Here is a 16,928-nt window from a genome sequence, read left to right as displayed (position 1 = left end):
CTCGAGCTGGCAGGAGGCCCCGTGATCCTAGACGGCATACGAAAGCGGGCAAGAGGCAAGAAGCAGGGTGCGCAGCTCGTTCCAATGTTGAATCGGACATGAGTAGGAGCGGATGATTCCCAAATACAAGTCGATGGCTCCGCTAATAATAGGACGCTGCTTCTCCGGGAGACGAGCCATCGCCCATTCGGCAGCCTCCAGCTTGGAATAAATCAGGCCTGTCTCGCGGTAGGACCAGATGCGCGCCAATGTCAGGGCGCCCATCGCCTCCGCAGCGTCAACCGTTCGCATCTCCGTATCCTCAGTCGTGGATGGAATCATCAGACACTCGGCATCGCTGCGCAGTGAATCCCAAAAGTGCGCCTCCGGCACGGCTGAGGAGATAACGGCAAGGGGCGGACCGTACAAGGCAATGCCAAGCTGCCGGGTAAGCGTTACATGGCAAGCCAAATCAGGGTCGGTGAGCTCATCCTTATACCAGAAGCCGCGGTCGTCCCAATAGGCCATCTCCGCATACTGTTTTCTCCAATAATCGCTAAAGTGAAATTGGTAGGGAGCGGGATGCTTCCATAGCTTGAGATCATCATGCAGCATAATGCTCACTTCGACCGGCGCTGGCGTACGATGGAACATCAGAAAGGCAAGCATGAGCTGATGTCTCTCGTCTGGTGTCAGCGGCCGATTGATGACCGCCAGCATATCCAGATCGCTGCGTCCAGGGTGATAAGCGCCCAGGCATATGGAGCCGTGAACGTAGAGGCCGATCAGTGCATCCCCTAAGAAATCATACATATAATTGTTAATGAGGAGAGCTTGGCGCCTGATGTCCGGCGGACAGTCCTCCCAATGTAAACCTTTCATTGTTGTTCTCCTTTTCCTTACGGCTGGCGTATTCAAGCTGCCGTATGCGTTTCATATTCTGAACTTTAAAGCAAGCCGGCTTGGCCGCGCAAGGTAAAACAAAGGCTATAGTCAATCTCTACCTTGTCTGGATTTCGAGAAGAGCATACAATGGAAATAAATACACATGTTCGTGTTTATCCGGTATACTGAAAAGGCATAAGAACAACAACAGGGAACGAACAATAGATTCATTCAAAGGAGTGAGAAGGCTTGCAATATGAGGTACTGAACAAAGGCGCCTTCGCTATGCTTCGCCTGAAGCTTGGTCAAGGCGAACGCGTGAAGGCAGAATCCGGCGCTATGGTATCCATGTCTTCAACGCTTGAGCTAAGAGGCACGACGGACGGCGGTATTATGCGGGGACTCGGCAGAATGCTGAGCGGAGAGAGCTTTTTCTTCCAGGAAGTGAACGCCGCCCGGGGCGGAGGCGAGCTGACGCTGGCTCCCAAGACGCTTGGCGATATAGAAGCCGTAGAACTGGACGGAACGTATACGCTGCTTGTACAGAAGGACGGATTTCTGGCGGGGACAGACGGAATTGAAGTGAGTACCAAAATGCAAAATTTGAGCAGGGGCTTGTTCTCAGGCGAGGGCTTCTTCGTGGTTGAGGTGAGAGGTTGGGGCACGGTGTTTTTATCCTCCTTCGGAGCCATTCATGAAGTCAAGCTGGGGCCGGGTGAAGAGATAGTCATTGATAACGGACATGTGGTCGCATGGCCAAGTACGATGGCCTACAGCATCGAGAAGTCTTCGAAGGGCTGGGTGTCTAGTTGGAAGAGCGGAGAGATGCTCGTTTGCCGGTTCCGCGGGGAAGGGACTGTTCTTATTCAGAGCCGGAATCCCGGCGCATTCGGCAATTGGATACAGCGATACATACCGACGTCATCAAAATAACCGAGACATAACGCGAATAAAGAAGGTCCCTCTTCATCCAGACGGGAGTACCGTACTCATGAAGAAGGACCTATTTATTCGAGGGTAAGACCGATCGGGCAATGATCGCTGCCCATGACGGCCGCGTCGATACGGACATCTGCAATTGTTGGGGCAAGCCGCTCAGATACAAGGAAGTAGTCGATGCGCCAACCCACGTTCCTCTCCCGCACCTTCGGCATGAACGACCACCAGGTGTAGGCATCCGTGCGATCGGGGTAGAGATAGCGGAACGAATCGACAAAGCCGGATTCAAGAAGCCGTGTCATGCAGGAGCGTTCCTCCGTAGTAAAGCCGGAATTGCCATGATTGGACTTGGCGTTTTTCAGATCAATCTCCTGATGGGCGACATTCAGGTCACCGCATATGATAACAGGCTTGCGGCTGTCGAGTCCCTTGATATACCCGAGGAACCGATTCTCCCATTCCAGCCGATAGTCGAGGCGAGAGAGATCCCGTCTCGCATTAGGCGTATAGACATTAACCAGATAATAGTGTTCGAATTCGAGCGTGATGACTCTGCCTTCGAACTCTTCGTTATCCTCCAGGCCATACCAGACCGACAAGGGCTCTATTTTGGTAAAGATCGCCGTACCGGAATAGCCTTTTTTCTCAGCATAATTCCAATATTGGCGGTATTGGTCTCCGAGCGGAAGGTCAATCTGTCCGAGCTGGAGCTTCGTCTCTTGCAGACAGAGGAAGTCTGCGCCGGTAGAAGCGAAATAATCCAGAAACCCTTTTTTGACGCAAGCTCGAAGACCGTTCACGTTCCAGGATATGAATGTGGTCATGGGTAAGGCTCCTTCTTACGTGTATAACGTTAGTAATAATAGCTGTTGCTTTCAGAAGCGATAAACACGACCGCCAACAAGACGATCAACGAGATAATCCCCCAAAGTATCGTGCCGATAATGCTGCAGACTAGGCCGCCGATCGCAAGACCGCGTCCTTGTTCTTGATCCCCGGATAGCTTGATCTCCTTGAGCGACAATGCGCCGAGGATGATGCCTACGATGCCGGGAAGAAAGCCGATATAAGGAATAATGATCGAACAGATGCCTAGTACCAAAGTGGCAATCGATTTTCCGTTCGTTTTGGGCGGTTGATAATAAGGTTGAAAATGCGGGGGCTGCTGATAGTGCTGTTGCTGCTGCGAATAGCCGCCCGATTGATAGTTTTGTTGTTGCTGCTGGTCGTCATTCTGATAGTGACTCAACGCGGTTCCTCCTTTTGTCTAACCAGGCGATTCGTGCGTGCCTGATCTGTAAAAATCATATCAAACATGTCTTTTGCATACAACAAAAGATTGTCAAGCAAGAGAGGAAAGGAACCATCATGAAGAAGAAAGCCGGGCCTGAATCCGTCAGCCATTATTACAGTATGTTACGCCGTTACTTGCTTCCACAGAAGTCAACATTGATCGGCCTTGCCCTATTGTTGTTTATTTCGATAGGTATACAGCTTATCAGCCCCCAAATTATCCGTTATTTTATCGATACGGCCCAGTCAGACCAACCACTGGAGCTGCTGATGTATGCGGCACTTATTTTTATCGGATTTTCTCTGGTCGGACAGATCATTAGCGTCATTGCGACTTATGTAAGCGAGAATTTGGCATGGCGTACGACCAATAAGCTGAGAGGCGATCTCGCAGAGCATTGCCTTAGGCTGGATATGTCATTCCACAAGTCCAACACATCGGGCTCGCTGATTGAGCGGGTAGATGGGGATGTAAATGCCCTAGCCAATTTTTTCTCCAGTTTTATTATTCATCTGGCCGGCAACCTGATTCTGATGATTGGGATTATTGTGCTGCTGTTCCGCGAAAATCTGTGGATCGGAGCGGGCATGCTTCTATTCGTCGTATTCGCGATGTTCATAATCCAGTGGATTCGCAAGTATGCAGCTCCTGTCTGGCAGAGTTGGCGGGGAGTCAACGCGGAGTTCTACGGCTTTATCGGCGAGCATCTGGAAGGAACGGAGGATACGCGCGCGAATGGAGCTTCCGGTTTCGTCATGCGCCGATTCTATTCGCTGCTTCGGCGGATGCTTCCGCTGCGCAGAAAGGCGTTCCTCGGATTTGCGTCGATGTGGATTACGACCATTATTGTGTTTGCGCTCGGCAATGCGATGGCTTTTGCCATTAGTGCCGTATTATGGAAGTCAGGAAGCATTACAATAGGCACCGTCTATCTGATCTTCTTCTACACGGAATTGCTGGCGAAGCCGATTGAGAAGATCCGAACACAGATTGAGGATTTGCAGAAAGCGGATGCAAGTCTGCAGCGAATAAAGGCGCTGTTCGCGCTCCAGCCCAAGGTACAGGACGGACGCGGAGATGCGCTGCCAGACGGACCGCTGGCCGTACATATCGACCGCGTCACATTCGGATATGATGACCAGCCTACGCTATCCGATCTGGATATTGGGCTGAAGCCTGGCGAAGTGCTCGGCTTGCTGGGCAGGACAGGCAGCGGCAAGACGACGATCGGCCGTCTGCTGCTGCGGTTTTACGACCCGCAGCAAGGCAGCATTAAATTAAGCGGGATTGACATCAGAGATTGCCGATTGTCGGAAGTCAGGGACAAGGTGGGGCTGGTTACGCAGAATATCGAGATTATACAGGGCAGCGTACGGGACAATCTGACTTTCTATAATGAAGCCATTGAGGATAGGGCCATTATCGAAGTGCTCCATGGTTTGGGCTTGGCCTCCTGGTACGGTTCGTTGCCGGACGGCCTCGATACAAGGCTGGATTCGGGAGGCGGAAGCTTGTCGGCAGGCGAAGCGCAATTGCTTGCCTTTGCGAGGGTGTTTCTGAACAACCCGGGACTGGTCATTCTGGACGAGGCGTCTTCGCGGCTTGACCCCATTACGGAGCATCGTCTGGAGAAGGCGATTGACAAGCTGCTGCGCGAGCGAACTTGTGTCATTATCGCGCATCGTCTTGCCACGATTCAGCGGGCGGATCGCATCGTGATTCTGGAGCAAGGGCGTATAGTGGAACACGGCGAGCGGACCAAGCTGGCGAGTGATCCTTCTTCGAGATTCAGCCTCATGCTCGCAGCGGGATTGGAGGAGGCGACAGTATGAGTTCATTTCAATATATGATGCGGCTGATCGGTTACCGCAAGGGCTGGTATATCGCCAATGCCTTGATGTGGACGATCATCTATCTGATGCCGATCTTCCCAGGTCTCATAATGAAGATGTTTTTCGATTCCCTTGAGCTGAGCGGCGCCGTTGCAATCGGAACAGGTACCATTATCGCGCTGCTGCTAGGCGCAGCGATCGCAAGAAGCGCAAGTATCTGGATTGGCTTTATTACAGATGTGAACTTTCGTTTCCGTATGGGCATGCTGCTCCGCCGCAACCTGCTGGAGCATGTGCTGAAGGAGCCGGGGGCTAAAGCAATTCCTTGCTCGCCTGGCGAGGCGATCAGCCACTTCCGGGATGACGTGGATCAGTCGGAGGAAGCGGTAAGCTGGTCGGTCGACGTATTCGGCATGACCTGCTTTGCGGTGGTTGCCTGCTTTATCCTCGTTCGTATTGACGCACAGATGACGATGCTTGTATTCCTGCCGCTGGTGCTGGTAGTCATTGCAGCACAACTGGCGACGACGAGGCTGCAGAAGTACCGCTCCGCGAGCCGCGAAGCGACCTCTCAGGTGACAGGCGCGATCAGCGATATGTTCGGCAACGTGCAGGCCATTCAGGTTGCCGGAGCGGAGAAGCGGGTCGTGGACCGCTTCCGCTCGCTGAATGATACTCGCCGCAAAACGATGCTGAAGGATAAGCTGATGACGGAGGGACTGGATTCAATCTTCTCCAATACGGTCAATCTGGGAACGGGCTTGATTCTGCTGCTGGCAGGGAGCAAGATGCGGGGCGGGGACTTTGCGGTAGGTGACTTTGCATTATTCATCTATTACTTGACCTTCGTCACGCAATTCATCTCCAACTTCGGCAAGTTCCTAACCTACTTCAAGCAGATGGGCGTAGCCTTGACTCGATTGACATGGATCTTGCAGGGCGCTCCGGCCAAGCTGCTGACGGCGTTCAAGCCGTTGCATCTCCGCAAGGAAGACAGCGGGGCTTCGGCCAACACAGAGCCGCTGTCGTCAGGCGACAAGTTGCAGCAGCTCACCGCGAAGGGATTAACGTACCGGTATCCCGAGACAGGACGGGGCATCGAGCATATTGATTTGAAGCTGAAAAGAGGAGCCTTTACCGTCGTAACCGGACCAATCGGGTCGGGCAAGACAACATTAGTTCGGACACTTCTAGGCTTGTTGCCGAAGGATAGCGGGGATGTCCGCTGGAACGGTCAGCTGGTGGAGGACCCCGGCTCTTTCTTCATCCCTCCCCGCAGCGCTTACACCGCACAGGTGCCAAGGCTGTACAGCGATACGCTAAAGGAGAACATCCTTCTCGGCCAAGCAGATGAGGGCGACGAATTGCCAAGGGCCATCCATACGGCTGTCATGACGGAAGATCTGGCAGGATTGCCGCTTGGACTTGAGACGGTTATCGGCCCGCGCGGCGTCAAGCTGTCGGGTGGTCAGGCACAGCGCACCGCTGCCGCAAGAATGCTGGTCAGGGAAGCGGAGCTGTATGTATTCGATGATTTGTCCAGCGCGCTGGATGTCGAGACGGAGCAGAAGCTCTGGACACGATTGTTTCAAGAACGCGGCGATGCAACCTGCCTTGTCGTCTCGCATCGGAAGGCAGCACTTGCACAGGCCGACCACATTATGGTTATGAAGGACGGAAGAATTGAAGCGGAAGGGAAGCTGGATGAGCTGTTGGCTTCCAGCGAATCGTTCCGCCGATTATGGAAAGGCGACGAGAGCCGCTAATCCTTGAGTCAAAAGAACGCCGCTTTGGGCAGACGGCTTGGCCGTCCGCTCCAAGCGGCGTTTTTGGCGTGTTGCAATAACGCTATTTTCATAACGGCTCCAACAAGGATTATTTATATAGTAGGTAGAGATTCTTTGAGCGATTGTTATTTGCAGAGCTTAGTCTAGAACACGCTAAAAACCAGTTGTAAGATTAGGGTTCTCTGTATTCATGTCGTATGCCAGGCTTACAGCTTCAAGCTCACGATCAGAACGACAGCCAAAATAGCGATCAGGGAAACCGCAAGCGACGTAACATAGGATGAGACGGAGACGCTGTCCGAGGCTGCTTGCAGACGTTTCTTAAGCTTCCCACCCATGATGCCTACAACGATCAGGAACAGCAAAATAATTGTACCGCCAGCCTTTTCCATCATATCGAGCCAAAATGGCTTGTCCGAGCCCATATCGAGCTGAATAATCATAATAACGCCGCTGACGAGCACGACAAATGCTGAAGGGTGGGCGAATCGGCTGAATACGCTGATAATGCGTTTGGACAGTGTATTGGCCTCCGGCTTGCCGAGCTGGCTCCTCAGCATGAACAGCATGACAATGACAGCCAGAATGGCGCCTACCCATACCATGAGACCTGCCAAATGAGAAAATAATAAATATCCGTACATATAGAATAACCTCCATGTCCTTGAATTAAGTTTGGTTCGAATAGGAATCATGCCCTTTATGAATAAGCGGGCGATGGGCGGGTAGCCATCTCTCCAGAAGCACGAGCAATGACGGGAGCAGCATGCCCCGAACGATGAACGTATCTAGCAATATGCCGATTGCCATAATCAGTCCGAACAGAAACAGCTCCTGCAACGGCTGTGTCATCAGCACGCAGAAGGTTGCGGCCAGTATGATGCCGGCAGAGGAGATGACACTTCCTGTGCGCGATACGCCGACTTTGACAGCTTCCCTCCAGCTGCGCTTGCGCGCCTCCTCCGTAATTCGGGATACGAGCATAATGTTGTAGTCAACGCCAAGCGCGATAGAGAATACAAAGGCATAGAGCGGAAGGCGGTAGCTAATGGCTTCATACCCCAGCATGTTGTGCAGCAGAGCCCAGCCGATGCCGAATGATGCGGCGTAGGAGAGAAGCATCGTGACCATCATCGTAAGGGCGATGAGGATCGATCTGGCCTGGAAGATGAGCATAATGAAAATCAGTCCGATTACAAGGGAAAACACAACAAGAATATCCCGCTGATTCATATCTCGAACATCAAGCTGCTGTGCAGTTCCCCCAGCAAAATGAAGCTGGGTGCTTCCCGGACTAAAGCCGCTGTCCTGAAGGAGAAGATCGCTTGAGTCGCGCAGTTGCTTTACCGCCGCAAGCGCTTCTGCTTCATAGGGATGCTCCGTCAGCGTCAGTTCCAGCTTGATCGCTTGGCCGTCAGCAGCTAGAAAATCGTGCGGTACGGAAGAGGATACTCCCGCCGCTGCTAGGGTTGCAGGGTCAGGCGTGATATTCTCGACGCCGTCCATCGATTTCAGTCGCTCCGCCAGTTGGCTCAGGCTGTTCCTGAACGTCTCCGTCAGCTCCAGTCCGCTGCCGCTTTCGAGCAGCACGGTTACAGGCGCAAGCCGGCCTTTGGGAAAATGCTTTTCGAGCAGCTCAAAGCCTTGCCTGGAGGAGAGCTCCTCCGGGAATGACTTCATTACGTTAAAGGAAAATGAAATGCCGGTCATGTTGGCGGCTGAAAGAAGCATTATTCCGGCTACGCCAATCGATACAACCGCGGGCCGTTTTGTGACCAAGCGGCCGATCTTCGTCCATAACCCTTCCCGCTCTTTCTGCACAGTCGCGAGCTTCGGCTTGAACGGCCAGAATGCTGCTCTGCCTGCCAGCGTGAATACGGCGGGAATAAGCGTCAGTCCTCCCAGCAGCATAATGACCATCGCAATAGCGAATACAGGCGCGAAGTAATGATAAGGCTGGAAGACAGCGGCGAATAGGGTAATAACGGCAAGCAGAACGGTACCGCCGCTGAATAGAATAGGCTCGCCGACACCAATCATGGCTGCTTTCATCGCATCATGCTTGGAGCCAAGCCGCGCCAGCTCCTCCCGGTAACGGGAGACCACAAATAAGCAATAATCGGTCAGTACGGCGAATAGAAGAATCATCATGATCGAGATCGCTTGCTTGTCAACAACAATCCATCCATTCAATGCGGCTATTCCAATCACCCGATCAACGACAGCATATACGACGCCTGCGATGATAAGCGGCAGCAGGGCAAGCAGGGGCGAGCGGTAGATGACGACAAGAATAACGAGAATAAGGGCGACCGTTCCGAAGAGCAGCATCATATCGGCGTCTTGGAACAGCTTGGTCGTATCGGAAGCGATTCCGGCGGGCCCGGTCGTCTCCAGTCGCATTCCATGAAGTCCGACCGTATTCGCATAGCTGTGTATCTCGTCCAGCGTAGCACTGATTGCCTTGGAGTCAGCTCCTTTCACAAGAGCAGCATTCAGCAGTATGGTACTGCCGTCTTGTGAATACAGGCGATCCTGGTTATCCGGCGGGAAGAGATGATACGGCATAGCGCCGGACAGATACTGCGGTTTCTGTTCGGAAGAAAGCCATTCACTGATCGCGGCAATAGATGCCCGCTGTTCATCTGTAATAGCGGTATCCGAGTGGAATACAAGCAGGGCGACAAGCCCGTCATTCAAAGGAAAATGCTTCTCTGTCAGCTCACGCGCTATGGCCGAGGGAGTATTATGCCGGATGCTGTCTTCGCTGCTGCTGATGGCGTGCTCCTTGGCACCGGGCGCAAGGGAAGACAATGCTATGGCAAGCACAAGCCAAAGAATAATAATCCAAGCACTGCCTTTTCGACTGCTGACAAAGCGGGCCAGTCCATAAAGGAATGAATGCATGAGTGTTGATTACACCTCCTGTTCTAGCGATATGGCTAATCGTAGAACAGGAATATGAACGAATGATGAACGGAGTATTACAAATAGGGGAGTGTAACGATAAATCGGGTCCCTTTGCCGGGTTCGCTGGCAGCTTCAATAGTGCCGCCGTGAAGTTCGACGATTTTGCGGCAGATGGAGAGGCCAAGACCACTCCCTGCCAGCGCACGTCCTCTTGCTTGATCGGCTTTGTAGAATCGGTCGAATATATGGGGGAGCTCTTGGGCAGATATACCGACTCCGGTATCGGAGATGGTGACGACAATATGGCGGTCAATGCGGATAGCTATGGATATACGGTCTCTGGGATGTGTGAACTTGATACTGTTGGCAATCAGATTCATCCATACTTGATACAGCAATCCCTCGTCAGCGGTAATCATCACTTCAGGGAGCTCGGGAACCAGCTCCAGCTCCTTCTTCGACCATTGCCACTCGGTGACAATAAGCACTTGCCGAATTTGTTCGTCAAGACGAAAGGACTCTCTTTGGGCTAGCGTTGTTTCTTTGTCAAGCGCTGCAAGGGTAAGAAGCTGCTTGCTGAGGGAGGATAAGCGCCGCGACTCTTCATGAATGATCGTCAAATATTGCCGTTCCTCTTCTTCTGTCGTTTTGTTATCCAGGATCGCTTGGGTAAAGCCTTGAATCGATGTAACAGGGGTTTGAAATTCATGAGAGACATTCGCGACAAACTCGGTTCGCATGTCATCCAGCCGCTCCAGGCTATGGGCCATGTGCGAGAAGTCTCTTGCCAGGTCACCGATCTCGTCGCGGCGCTTCACATCCAGACCGATCTTATAGTCGCCGCCAACGATGTTGCGGGTGGCGGCTTTTAATGCTTTCAGCGGTTCGACGATCGTACGGGTCAATATGACGATAAGGGCTAGAATAAGAATAAAAGCATGGCCGAGAAGAATAGCAAGCAGGATGCGGATCTCGCCAAGCTGCTGCTTCAGATCGGGACGCAGGAACATCGCATAGGTCTCATCGCCCGACTGGAGAGGGAGGCCCACTGTATTGCGAATGCTGTTCTCGAAGTAGCCCATAATCTCCAAAAACCGCCGCTCTTCATGCATTCCAAGGTAAGGTGTGCCTGCTAGAACGGCTTCCGCAATGCTGGGATCGAATTGGGAATGCTTGAAGGGAGAGCCATAGACTCGTCCGCTCCCGCTTTTATCAACCAAATAAATTTGGTAGCCCATCGTTCCTATGCGCTGCATGAAGGACCCGATATCGTGATCTGATGATCCTTCGTATAAATCCCGAACCTGTTCTGCGACAGGCAGCACTTGATCCTGAGTGTATGTCTTCATCCGGTTGTTATAGTAGGCGTTCGCAATGAATAACGCCAAGATGGAGCTGATGACTGTGATAAGGATAAAGATAGCGACGATGCGAACGTATAGAGTCTTCATCTGGATAGAGCCTCCAGTTTGTAGCCGATGCCTCTTACAGTCGTAATGGAAAAATCGTTGCTTATCCCGGCAAACCGCTCACGCAGCCGCTTAATATGCACATCTATGGTGCGGCTGTCGCCGCTATAATCGTCGCCCCATACTTGCCGCAACAGCTGCTCGCGAGTAAACAGCTGCCCCGGATGCGCGGCTAGCTGGGCCAGCAGATCGAACTCCTTAAGCGGCAGCTGCATCGGCTCGCCTTGTACCGTAATTTCGTAGCTTCTGCGGTCAATAACGGTGTCTTGCAGCGTAATGATATCGGAAGATACCATTTGATAGCGGCGCAGCAGCGCCTTCACCCGGAAGAGCAGCTCCTCCGGCTCGAACGGCTTTACCATATAATCGTCTGTACCGGACAGGAAGCCTTTCGCTTTATCTCGCTGTTCGCCCTTGGCCGTAAGCAGAATAACGGGGATATCATAGTAGCGGCGAATTTCTTCGCATAGCTCCAGACCGTTCTTAAGCGGCATCATCACATCCACGATGGCCAGATGGACCGGTGTATGCTCCAGCAGGCTGGCCGCGGCGGAACCATCCTCCGCTTCGAATACCGCGTAGCCTTCCTTGCGCAGGTAGAACCCCAGCAACTCCCGGATATGCGGATCGTCGTCTGCCGTTAGGATATGTACTTTCATGGTGGCGCCTCCTATCATTCCCTATTTATTTCTCTACTGAAATACGTTAATATAGTGTTAACATTTATGATACGTGAAACCGTCAATTGGGACGGTTTTTCTTTTTGGAAAGGGAGCATGAGGAAGTGAGAACAATAAACACAATATTGAACGTTTACCGCAAAGCACCGTTCTGGGCAACCTTTATTCTTATTATGTTGAAAATGGCGTTATTTCGTCAATTTACGTTTGAAGGCGTACAAGTAGACAGGCTGTTGTCTGATGCGGCAGCGGTGCTGGTGCTGCTTTGCGTCCTTGAGCTGATTACGACTTCAAGATGGAAGACGGCGGTCATGGGCGTCGGCAACGCCATCATCTCACTGCTGCTCTTTGCATGCTCGGTTTATTATTCCTTTTTCGGCAGCATCCCGACTTATACGGCCTTGCATGGACTTGGCCAGGTTGGGCAAGTTAAGGAAAGTGTAGAATCAGCGATTGAATTGAAGTTTTATCTGTTGTTCTTGGATTTGGCGATTCTGATCGTCCTATTTATCCTATCTCTTAGAAGCAAAGGCGATAAATCGGCTAGCCGTCCGGCAGCCAAACCAGTATATGTAGGTGTTGCGCTTATTATCGCGATTGGCGCATCGTTCTTCTATATCCGCTCGGATCTGGATATATCCAATGAGCTTGTGCAGGCGGAGCGACTGGGTGTATTGAATTATCAGATTGCAACAGCTGTCAAGGAAAACAAAGAAAACACCGCGATCAAAAACGGTTCGACCGATGAGACGAGACAAGCGCTGGAGCAGTTGGAGGAGGGCTTCTACGGCGGATCTGTCGAAGCTGGCACTCCGAACTTTTATGGGGTAGCCAAGGGCAAAAACGTCATTGTCATTCAGCTCGAGTCATTCCAGAATCTGATGATCGGACTGAAAGTAAACGGGCAGGAAGTAACACCGGTCCTTAATGACCTGATTGCAAACGGAAGCTTCTACTTCCCGCACACCTTCCAGCAAATCGGACAAGGCAATACATCCGATGCGGAGTTTATTTCCAATACCGGTGTCTATCCGACCGGGGCGATTGCGATGTCCAAAGGCTACGGCGATCGGGAAATTCCAAGCATGCCAAGGCTGCTTGAAGAACAAAATTACGTTACAAATACGTTCCACGTCAATGACGTAACGTTTTGGGATCGTAATAAGCTATATCCTGCCCTTGGATTTGACAAATATTACGATAGACCGTTCTTCAAGGACGACAAGTTTAACGGCTTTGGCGCCTCTGACGGCGAGATGTACCGTGTTGGTCTGGAGCGGCTGACTGAGCTTCATGATCAAGGCAAGCCATTCTACGCGCAATTCGTAACGACGTCCAGCCATCATCCGTTCTGGGTGAAATCAGAGTTTCTGAACATCAAGCTGCCGCCTGAATTAAGCGGTACGCAGATGGGCCATTATGTGACGGCGATCAACTATACGGACAAAGCGCTCGGCGATTTTATTGAGAACCTGAAGGAAAAAGGCATGTGGGAAGATACAATTCTCGTTGCGTATGGCGATCACTTCGGCCTGCAACCCAAGGAAAATGATCCGGCTTGGGTAGAGGAAGTGCTGGGTGTGAATTATCACGACCAGGTAAGCCGGTTCAATATTCCACTCCTTGTGCATGTTCCCGGCATCGAAGGCAAGACGATGGAGAATGTGGCAGGACAGGTCGACATGATGCCGACGGTTGCGAATCTGCTTGGCATTTCCTTGAAGGAGGAAGGCCATACCGTCTTTGGCAAGGACTTGCTTAACGCGAAAAAAAATGTGATAGGCATGAGATACTACATGCCGACCGGGACGTTCTTCAACGATGAAATTATGTTTGTTCCGGGCACGGGCTTTGAGGACGGCACGGCAATTGATCTGAAGACGCTTGAGCCGGTCAAAGACTTCAGCAAGTACCGTTCTGACTACGATTATGTGCTGGAGCTGATGAAGCTCTCGGATGAATATATGAAGCTGCTGCCTAAACGCTAGCGTAGCTTGCATGGAAGCGAGGCACCCTCCGGTTACGGAGGGTGCCTTTGGTTATTGTCATTCCTATCAGCGCGTGATAGAGTAAATAAATTGATTTGCGAACGGTCGTTCAGCAAGAAGGTGAAACAATCTTTCAACAAATATCAAAAAGCAAGCAGCCAATAAGCATAAGGCAATATTCAGTCATAAAGGGGAATAGTGATGTATCACGCAGAAACATGGGGCGAAAAAACAAAGCTCTTATTAAAAATACTATGGCCGATTATGGTCACTCAGCTAGGACTGTATGCCATGAATCTGACCGATACGATTATGTCGGGCTGGGTCAGTACGGAGGATCTGGCCGGCGTGGCAATTGGGTCTAGCTTGTGGATGCCTATTATTACGGGAATTAACGGCATCCTGCTGGCCGTAACGCCGATTGTGTCCCAGATGGTAGGCAGCGGCAAGCAGAATGGTATTGCCAGGTTTATTAGCCAAGCCCTGTATGTCTCGATTATGGTAGCGTTGGTTGTTGCGATAGCTGGCTGCTTCCTATTCAAGCCAGTCATTGGACTGATGAATTTGGATGATAAGGTCGCCCATATTTCGTATTATTATTTGGTTGCGCTGCTGTTCGGCATTGTGCCGCTTTTTGCTTCCAATGTGCTGCGGTACTTTTTTGATGCGCAAGGGTTTACACGAATTTCGATGTTCATCACGCTAATTGCGGTACCGTTTAACATCCTGCTTAACTATGTGTTCATCTTCGGAAAGTTCGGTGTGCCTGCCTTCGGCGGTATTGGCTCGGGATATGCAACGGCGATTACGTATTGGTTGATTCTGCTCATTAGCATCACAATGACGTTCAAAGTGCCTGCTGTACGTTCGTATCGACTGTTTATTGAATGGGCTGCGCCTTCGCTGAAAGCGTGGAAAGAGATTTTTACAATCGGCATTCCGATAGGACTCAGTATTTTTTTCGAAGTCAGTATATTTTCTGTCGTGACGCTGCTTATGGGACTGCTCTTTGATACGGGCACGATTGCCTCGCATCAAATTGCACTTAGCTTCTCGTCGCTCGTCTTTATGGTGCCGCTCAGCATTTCTATGGCGCTAACGATCGTGGTCGGTTACTCTGTGGGAAGCGGGAAGATGAAGGCTGCCAGGCAGTACAGCCTGCTGGGTGTAGGAGGCGGGGTAGGACTGATGGGCGTATCTGCCATTGTATTGTTTTTCCTGCGCGAGCCGATCGCTTACCTGTATACACAGGATTCGGATGTAGCTGTGCTGGCTGCCCAATTTCTGATTTTCGCCATCTTTTATCAAATCTCGGATGCGGCTCAAGCTTCGCTGCTTGGCGTCCTTCGCGGCTATAAGGATGTGCAGAAGCCGTTTCTGATTGCCTTTGTCTCTTATTGGGTCGTCGGCTTGCCTTCCGGCTATTTGCTGTCTGCTTACACAGACATGGGCGCTTACGGATTTTGGGTAGGCATCATATTCGGTCTTACGTTCGCTGCGGTTGGTTTCTTGCTGCGGCTTATGCGTATCCAGAAAAACCTTCAAGGGGCAACTAGTTGCTAGGCAAGGAAGGAATTGCAATGCCCAGCGGAGAATGCAACTAAGTAGTGTAGAAGCGCATGCGACGGATGCAAATAAGGGGGCGGAGCGATATGGCGGCTAGTCTAGGCGTAACGGAGATGCTAGAGGAGCATCATCGTTTTTTTCGGTTAGGTGCGACCGCAGATGCGGCTTTTCGGATTGAACAATTGAAGAAGCTGAAATCGGCCATTGTACATTATGAGCGGGATTTGCTGGATGCCTTGTACAAGGATTTGCGCAAAAGCGAGACGGAAGCGTATGGTTCGGAGATAGGGCTTGTGCTCGGCAGCATCTCTTATATGATCAAAAATCTGCGCAAATGGATGAAGCCGAAGAAGGTCAGGGCTCCGCTACATTTATTCGGTACAAAAAGCCGGATTATTCCCGAGCCATATGGAACGGTGCTGATTGTCGGTCCGTTCAATTATCCGGTGCAGCTCGTGCTGGAGCCGCTGCTTGGCGCTATCGCTGCCGGCAATTGCGCGGTCATCAAGCCATCCGAAAGCTCGCCTCATGTGTCGGCGGTAATTGCGCGCATGATTGGCGACACCTTCGATTCGTCGTATGTTCGGGTAGTAGAAGGGGATAAGGAGATTACGTCGGCGCTGATTCATGCGCCTTTTGATTATATATTCTTCACAGGCAGTGTCGCCGTCGGGAAGATCGTCATGGAAGCGGCTGCTCGCAATCTGGTACCGGTCACGCTGGAGCTAGGTGGCAAAAGCCCGGCTATTATCGACCGGACTGCCAACCTGGAGCTGGCAGCCAAGCGGATCGCTTGGGGCAAATGGATGAATGCAGGCCAGACTTGTATCGCCCCGGACTATTTGATCGTCCATGAGTCGGTGAAGGAGCCGTTTGTTCGCAAGCTGCAGGAGATTATCCGATCCTTCTATGGGGACAATCCGCAAGCAAGCGCCGATTACGGCCGAATCATCAATGATCGGCAGTTCGACCGGCTTGCAACCATCCTGCAGCATGACCAGAATCGTATTGCGCATGGCGGACGGATCGATCGGGATGATCTGTACATCGAGCCTACCTTGCTTGATGCGGGGAATGCCGCGGACAGCACGATTGATGCGGCCTCGATGGAGGATGAATTATTTGGCCCGCTGCTGCCTATGCTCACTTATTCGGACCTAGAAGACGCGATAGCTCAGGTGCGGAGCAGAACTAAGCCGCTGGCGCTCTATGTGTTCTCGGAGGATCACGGCGTGCAGGATCGCGTGATGGGGACGCTCTCCTTCGGGGGCGGATGCGTGAACGATACGCTTTCGCATATTATTAATCACCACCTTCCTTTCGGTGGAGTTGGCCATAGCGGCATTGGCGGCTACCATGGCAAGCATAGCTTTGACTTGTTCTCGCATCACAAAAGCGTGCTGAAGCGCAGCACCAAGTTCGAGCCGGGCATCCTGTTCCCCCCATACGAAGGCAAGCTGAAGTTGTTCCGCAAGGTGTTGAAGTAGCCTTATTTCGGGAATGTTTTAACAAGTTCGTACTATTCAATATTTTGGCGATCTGGCTTGATGCTGGGACATTAGAGATGTTAGGATACAGATAGAACGACTGTGGGCGTGG

The 16,928-nt window shown here is 51.7% G+C and carries 13 protein-coding genes; 6 read left to right on the top strand and 7 right to left on the bottom strand.

Annotated features, from left to right (window positions below; genetic code table 11):
* Positions 1 to 27: 27 nt before the first annotated feature.
* Positions 28 to 861, bottom strand: coding sequence for an aminoglycoside adenylyltransferase domain-containing protein (locus ACFVSO_RS02665; RefSeq protein WP_387469812.1), 834 nt, complete (start codon positions 859 to 861; stop codon positions 28 to 30).
* Between the two features lie 252 nt (positions 862 to 1,113).
* On the opposite strand from ACFVSO_RS02665, the gene ACFVSO_RS02660 reads away from it, so the two are divergent.
* Complete coding sequence (locus tag ACFVSO_RS02660) at positions 1,114 to 1,797, top strand: TIGR00266 family protein (RefSeq protein ID WP_387469811.1); 684 nt, start codon at positions 1,114 to 1,116, stop codon at positions 1,795 to 1,797.
* Positions 1,798 to 1,871: 74 nt separating this feature from the next.
* Here ACFVSO_RS02660 and ACFVSO_RS02655 read toward each other — a convergent pair whose 3' ends face one another.
* Positions 1,872 to 2,627 (bottom strand): exodeoxyribonuclease III, encoded by a 756-nt coding sequence (locus tag ACFVSO_RS02655; protein ID WP_387469809.1) that lies wholly within the window; start codon positions 2,625 to 2,627, stop codon positions 1,872 to 1,874.
* Between the two features lie 29 nt (positions 2,628 to 2,656).
* Complete coding sequence (locus ACFVSO_RS02650; protein WP_387469807.1) at positions 2,657 to 3,052, bottom strand: DUF4190 domain-containing protein; 396 nt, start codon at positions 3,050 to 3,052, stop codon at positions 2,657 to 2,659.
* A 119-nt stretch (positions 3,053 to 3,171) separates the two neighbouring features.
* Between ACFVSO_RS02650 and ACFVSO_RS02645 the strand changes: the two genes are divergently transcribed.
* Both ACFVSO_RS02645 and ACFVSO_RS02640 read left to right on the top strand, forming a co-directional pair.
* Entirely contained in the window at positions 3,172 to 4,929 is a 1,758-nt protein-coding gene (locus ACFVSO_RS02645; RefSeq protein ID WP_387469805.1) for an ABC transporter ATP-binding protein, read from the top strand.
* Positions 4,926 to 6,695, top strand: coding sequence for an ABC transporter ATP-binding protein (locus ACFVSO_RS02640; protein WP_387469803.1), 1,770 nt, complete (start codon positions 4,926 to 4,928; stop codon positions 6,693 to 6,695). Before ACFVSO_RS02645 ends, ACFVSO_RS02640 begins: the two co-directional genes overlap by 4 nt.
* 227 nt (positions 6,696 to 6,922) lie before the next feature.
* Here the strand turns inward: ACFVSO_RS02640 and ACFVSO_RS02635 are convergent, their stop codons facing one another.
* From ACFVSO_RS02635 to ACFVSO_RS02620, 4 genes are all read right to left on the bottom strand, one after another.
* Complete coding sequence (locus ACFVSO_RS02635) at positions 6,923 to 7,360, bottom strand: hypothetical protein (protein ID WP_387469801.1); 438 nt, start codon at positions 7,358 to 7,360, stop codon at positions 6,923 to 6,925.
* A 25-nt stretch (positions 7,361 to 7,385) separates the two neighbouring features.
* A complete protein-coding gene (locus ACFVSO_RS02630) occupies positions 7,386 to 9,623 on the bottom strand; it encodes an MMPL family transporter (protein WP_387469799.1) in 2,238 nt (745 codons plus the stop codon).
* Between the two features lie 77 nt (positions 9,624 to 9,700).
* Complete coding sequence (locus tag ACFVSO_RS02625; RefSeq protein ID WP_387469797.1) at positions 9,701 to 11,077, bottom strand: sensor histidine kinase; 1,377 nt, start codon at positions 11,075 to 11,077, stop codon at positions 9,701 to 9,703.
* Positions 11,074 to 11,754 (bottom strand): response regulator transcription factor, encoded by a 681-nt coding sequence (locus ACFVSO_RS02620; RefSeq protein ID WP_387469795.1) that lies wholly within the window; start codon positions 11,752 to 11,754, stop codon positions 11,074 to 11,076. The genes ACFVSO_RS02625 and ACFVSO_RS02620 overlap by 4 nt, the downstream gene beginning before the upstream one ends.
* Positions 11,755 to 11,879: 125 nt before the next feature.
* Between ACFVSO_RS02620 and ACFVSO_RS02615 the strand changes: the two genes are divergently transcribed.
* The 3 genes from ACFVSO_RS02615 to ACFVSO_RS02605 all read left to right on the top strand — a co-directional run bounded on the left by ACFVSO_RS02615 (position 11,880) and on the right by ACFVSO_RS02605 (position 16,816).
* Complete coding sequence (locus ACFVSO_RS02615) at positions 11,880 to 13,763, top strand: LTA synthase family protein (RefSeq protein WP_387469793.1); 1,884 nt, start codon at positions 11,880 to 11,882, stop codon at positions 13,761 to 13,763.
* 201 nt (positions 13,764 to 13,964) lie between these two features.
* A complete protein-coding gene (locus tag ACFVSO_RS02610; protein WP_387469791.1) occupies positions 13,965 to 15,326 on the top strand; it encodes an MATE family efflux transporter in 1,362 nt (453 codons plus the stop codon).
* Positions 15,327 to 15,415: 89 nt separating this feature from the next.
* A complete protein-coding gene (locus ACFVSO_RS02605; RefSeq protein WP_387469789.1) occupies positions 15,416 to 16,816 on the top strand; it encodes an aldehyde dehydrogenase in 1,401 nt (466 codons plus the stop codon).
* The last annotated feature ends 112 nt before the right edge of the window (positions 16,817 to 16,928 follow it).

It is taken from the genome of Paenibacillus sp. NPDC057967 (assembly GCF_042887015.1).
Classification (GTDB): Bacteria; Bacillota; Bacilli; order Paenibacillales; family Paenibacillaceae; genus Pristimantibacillus.
The sequence above is the reverse complement of the archived record's forward strand: the minus strand, read 5'-3'. Positions and strand labels throughout refer to the sequence as shown.